The organism is Hansschlegelia beijingensis (assembly GCF_045505405.1).
GTDB lineage: Bacteria > Pseudomonadota > Alphaproteobacteria > Rhizobiales > Methylopilaceae > Methylopila > Methylopila beijingensis_A.
This window is the reverse complement of sequence record NZ_JBJKEX010000242.1, coordinates 1-4,568: the sequence shown is the minus strand read 5'-3', so window position 1 is coordinate 4,568 and position 4,568 is coordinate 1. Positions and strand designations below refer to the sequence as shown.

Genomic DNA, 4,568 nt, shown 5'->3' with positions numbered 1-4,568 from the left:
CGACGCCGATGTCCCGCAGAGCCTGCGCGAGCGCGGCCGCTGCGTCGGGTCGCGGCGCGAGGGCGACGACCTGCGCCTCCACGCGCTCCGGGATCGTGGACGGATCCTCGGCGGCCGCGAGATCGAGCTCGAACGCAAAGGTGCTGCCGATCCCGGGCTCGCTTTCGAGCTCGATGGTCCCGCCCTGATGCTCGACGAGCTGCTTGCAGATGGCGAGGCCGAGGCCCGTCCCGCCATAGCTGTTGATGATCGTCTCGTCGGCCTGCGTGAAGCTGTCGAAGATCCGGCTCCGGGCCTCGGGCGCGATGCCGATGCCGGTGTCGGAGACCTCGAAGCGCAGCCGCGGCCGGTCGTCCGAGCCGCCGACCAGATCGACGCTGACCGCGACGCCGCCCTGCTCGGTGAACTTGACGGCGTTGCCGGCGAGGTTGAGCAGCACGTCGCGGATCTGCCGGGACTCGCCCCGCAGCCGGAACGGCGTGCGCGGCGTCACGTGGATCCCGAAGCGGAGATTCTTGGTGCGGGCCTGCGTCATCAGCAGGCCGCGCACGCCCGCGAGCACCTCGTGCAGATCGAAGTCGACGATGTTCGTCGGCATCCGGCCCGCCTCGATGCGGCTGAAGGTCAGCAACTCGTCGATCAGCCCGAGCAGCACCCGGCCGGACTCGCCCGTGGTGCGCACCATGTCGCGCTGCTCCGGATCGAGCTCGGTGGCGTCGAGCAGGTCGGTCAGGCCGATGACGGCGTTGAGCGGGGTGCGCAGCTCATGGCTCACGCTCGCCAGGAACTGACTTTTCGCCCGGCTCGCCTCCTCGGCCGCGAGCTTTGCGCGCTGCAGCTTCTTGATGAGCGTCGCCGCATAGGCGGGCAGCACCAGGAGCCCGAACAGCAGGCCGAGCGAAAGGCCGAGATTGTCGTGCCAGTAGGGCGTCGTCGCGATCACCACCGCGAAGCTCGCGATGCCGACCGACGCGGCCCCAAGCAGGGACGGAATCCCGAAGCGGAAGCCGTTGCCGAAGATCACCCACAGATAGGTCGGGTAGATGATGGCCGTCATGTCCCCGCCGGCGTGCAGGCAATAGGAGATGCCGGCGAAGTCGAACACCATCGCGATCGTGCGACGCGGCAGCGAGGAGCCCGGCCGCCAGAGCATGTGCGCGAGAAAGCCGATCGCGCCGAGCGTGTAGGCGGCCGTGATCTCGAAGGGCCCGGTGAACGGGTTGCTCTCCTCATAGGCCTGGACGCTCAGATAGCCGAGCACCAGCAGGGCGAGCACCAGGCGGTTGAGCGCCATCTCGTGCTCGCCGTCCGGCCTGTTCCGGAGACGCGTCATCATCCTTCGGAGGAGAGACGGGCGACGCGGCGTCTGCTCCGCGGCCGCGGCCTTCGACCGGCGCCTCATCATGCAGTCCGGACCAGCAGCGTCTCGCGCCGGACAAGCTCCACGAGGTCGGGGGCGCGCATGGGCCGCCCGAAATAGAAGCCCTGGACCTCGTCGCAGCCCTCGGCGCGCAGATGCGCCACCTGGGCTGCGGTCTCTACGCCCTCGGCGATGACCTCCAGATCGAGGCTGTGACCGAGATTGATGATGGCCCGCACGATCGCGGCGTCGTTGGCGTCGTTCTTGAGGTTGTCGACGAAGCTGCGGTCGATCTTCAGCCGGTCGACGGGGAAGTTCTTCACATAAGCGAGCGACGAATAGCCGGTGCCGAAGTCGTCGATCGAGAAGGTTACGCCGCGGTCCCGCAGCGCCTTGAGCTGCCCGACGACCGTGCCGGTGTCCTGCAGCAGGATGGTCTCGGTCAGCTCGAGCTCGAGCCGCTTCGGGTCGAGCTCGGAGGCCTCCAGCGCGTCGAGCACGACCTGACGCACGTCGACCTTGCGGAACTGGACGCCCGACAGGTTGACCGCGATGCGGATCGGGGGGAGCCCGAGCTTCGGCCACGAGGCGGCCTGCGAGCAGGCCTCGCGGAGCACCCACTCGTTGATCGGCACGATCAGCCCGTTCTCCTCCGCGCGCGGCAGGAACTCGCCCGGGCTCACCAGGTCGCCGTTCTCCCGGCGCCACCGGATCAGCGCCTCCGCGCCCACGATGCGGCCGGTCGCGAGGTCGACCTGCGGCTGGTAGTGCAGCTCGAACTCATTGCGGACCAGGGCGCGGCGCAGGTCGCTCTCCAGCACCGTGATGGCGCGGGCGCTGGTGTCCATGTCGGCCGCGAAGGCGCGGAAGCCGTCGCGGCCGTCCGCCTTGGCGCGGTACATCGCGAGGTCGGCGTTCTTGAGCAGGTCGTCGACGTCGAAGCCGTTGTCCGGGAACAGCGCGATGCCGATGCTGGCCGAGGTCGAGACCTCCTCGCCGTCGAACCGGAACGGGATGGCGAGCGCCTCGCGCACCCTGCGGGCCAGCTCGGTGGTGTCGTCGACCGTCAGCACATTGGCCTGGAGGATCGCGAACTCGTCGCCGCCGAGGCGCGCCACCGTATCGCTGTCGCGCACCGTCGCCCTCAGCCGATCGGCGACGGCGCGCAGCAGCCGGTCGCCGACGTGGTGGCCGAGCACGTCGTTGATGCCCTTGAAGCGGTCGAGATCGAACAGGTGCAGCGCGAACTTGCGGTCGGTCCGGCGCGCATGCGCGATCTCGTGGCGCACGCGCTCGTGCAGCAGAGCGCGGTTCGGCAGGTCGGTCAGCGCGTCATGGTGCGCGAGGTGCCGGAGATGGCCCTCCGCCCGCTTGCGGTCGGTGATGTCGAGCGAGGTGGTGAGAACCGCGACGATGTCGCCGGCGGCGTCGCGCAGCGGCGCCTTGGTGGTCAGGAAGCAGCGCCGCTCGCCGCCCCGGGTGACGATCTCCTCCTCGAAGGACGGGATCGTCGCGCCGCTTTCGCAGATCAGCCGGTCGAGCGCCGCGCTGCGCGCGCCGTGCTCGGGCCCGAACATGTCGATCGCCGAGCGGCCGAGCAGCGCCGGCGCCTCGAGCCCCTTCAGGGAAGCCTGGTAGGCGTTGACGAAGATGCAGCGGCCGGCGCGGTCTGCGGCGCTGATCATCGCCGGCACCGTGTCGATCACCTGCGCGAGGCGCTCCGAGGAATCGCGCAGCGCCTGCTGGCGCGAGCGCTCGCTGCTGCGCAGCTCCTTCTCCAGCGTCACGGCGCGGCTCGCGATGACCAGTTGCTGGCGGCGCATCTTCAGGAGGTTGCGCGCCCGGGTCAGGAATTCGTGATGATCGACCGGGCTCTGCAGGAAGTCGGTCGCGCCAGCCTCGAGCGCGCTGAGGCGGAAGCTGCGCTCCTCGTAGACCGTCAGCACCACGACGGGGACGTCCTCGCAGCCCCGCAGCGACCGGAACCGGCGCGTGAACTCGGCCCCGTCGAGCTCCGGCATCTTGAAGTCGGTGATGACCAGGTCGGGCGTGTTCTCCGCCATCCAGGCGAGCGCCTCGAGCGGGCTGCCGAACGCGCGCACGGTCACGTCCGGCTCAATCGACGCCGCGAGTTTGGCGAAGATGTTCCGGTTGGTGACGCGGTCGTCCAGGATGCAGATCAGCGGCATGTCGGTCGTCGAAACCTCTTGGCCGCGCCGGCCTCGCTCGCGTAAACCGGGCGAATGACGATGACTGGCCGGCGCAAATAGCCGCCGGAAGGCTCTCGTCGGACTGACGCGATCCTGCCCGGTCTAGCAAAAGCGCCTTAAAGAAAAGACAATGAGCAGTGAGAAATCAGGGGGTAAGCGCCCTGATCGTCGGGCGTTTTTCGTTCGCGCAGTTCGGCCGGACCGGGCCCGGTGACGGACGCCAAACCGACCGTGACCTCGCGGTTCTTGCCCTCGCGCAGGCCGATCATGAGCCACACATTGTCGCTCTGCTGGCGCTCGACCTCGGCCTCGACCGGGCCGTAGGCGAAGCCGTCGATCTCCACGCCGTCCTTGAGCGCGTCGAGCTGCGCCTGCGTCACGCGGCCGAAGGCGCGCACCCGGTAGCGGCGCAGCCAGCCGGTCTCGGGAAGCTCCAGCACGCGCGCGAGCCCGCCGTCATTGGTGAGCAGCAGCAGGCCTTCGGTGTTGATGTCGAGCCGGCCGATCGTCATCACCCGCGGCAGGCCGGGGGGCAGGATCGAGAACACCGTCTCGCGCCCTTCCGGGTCGCGGTTGGTCGTCACATAGCCGCGCGGCTTGTGGTAGAGCCACAGCCGCGTCCGCTCCCGCTCGGGAAGCGGGCGGCCGTCGACCTCGACGCGGTCCTGGCGGGTGACGTTGAAGGCCGCGGTCGTCACCGCCGCGCCGTTGACCTTCACGCGGCCTTCGCCGATCCAGATCTCGGCGTCGCGGCGGGAGCCGAGGCCGGCGCGCGCGATCGCTTTGGCGAGGCGCTCGCCGGGGCGGCGCGTGGCGTGGTCCTCCGGCGCGTCCCCTTGGGGCTCGCCGGGCGTTTCGGTCGGTTCTGTCATGACGAGCGGGCGATAGCATGCGGGCGAGGCGTTGACGAGGACCATCCGCGCCTCACCGATGGATCGCGCGCTCGAGGAGGCGCGGAGAGCGGCATCTTCAACGAAAACATCGAAGGGCCTTCGAGG

Annotated in this window: 2 protein-coding genes and 1 pseudogene; all 3 read right to left on the bottom strand. The window is 69.5% G+C overall.

Going from position 1 to position 4,568, the window contains the following annotated elements; translation table 11 throughout:
• Positions 1-1,294, bottom strand: a 1,294-nt coding sequence (locus tag ACIKT0_RS13320) for a sensor histidine kinase (protein ID WP_407105807.1), incomplete at its 3' end; no start/stop codon positions are given.
• Positions 1,295-1,401: 107 nt separating this feature from the next.
• Positions 1,402-3,549 (bottom strand): putative bifunctional diguanylate cyclase/phosphodiesterase, encoded by a 2,148-nt coding sequence (locus ACIKT0_RS13315; protein ID WP_407105806.1) that lies wholly within the window; start codon positions 3,547-3,549, stop codon positions 1,402-1,404.
• Positions 3,550-3,803: 254 nt separating this feature from the next.
• Positions 3,804-4,442: pseudogene (locus ACIKT0_RS13310) on the bottom strand (pseudouridine synthase); the annotation flags it as partial.
• Positions 4,443-4,568: the final 126 nt, after the last annotated feature.

Bases quoted from the DNA above. Each gene is read 5' to 3' on its own strand.
- ACIKT0_RS13315 (WP_407105806.1), bottom strand. From the start codon at position 3,549: ATGCCGCTGATCTGCATCCTGGACGACCGCGTCACCAACCGGAACATC.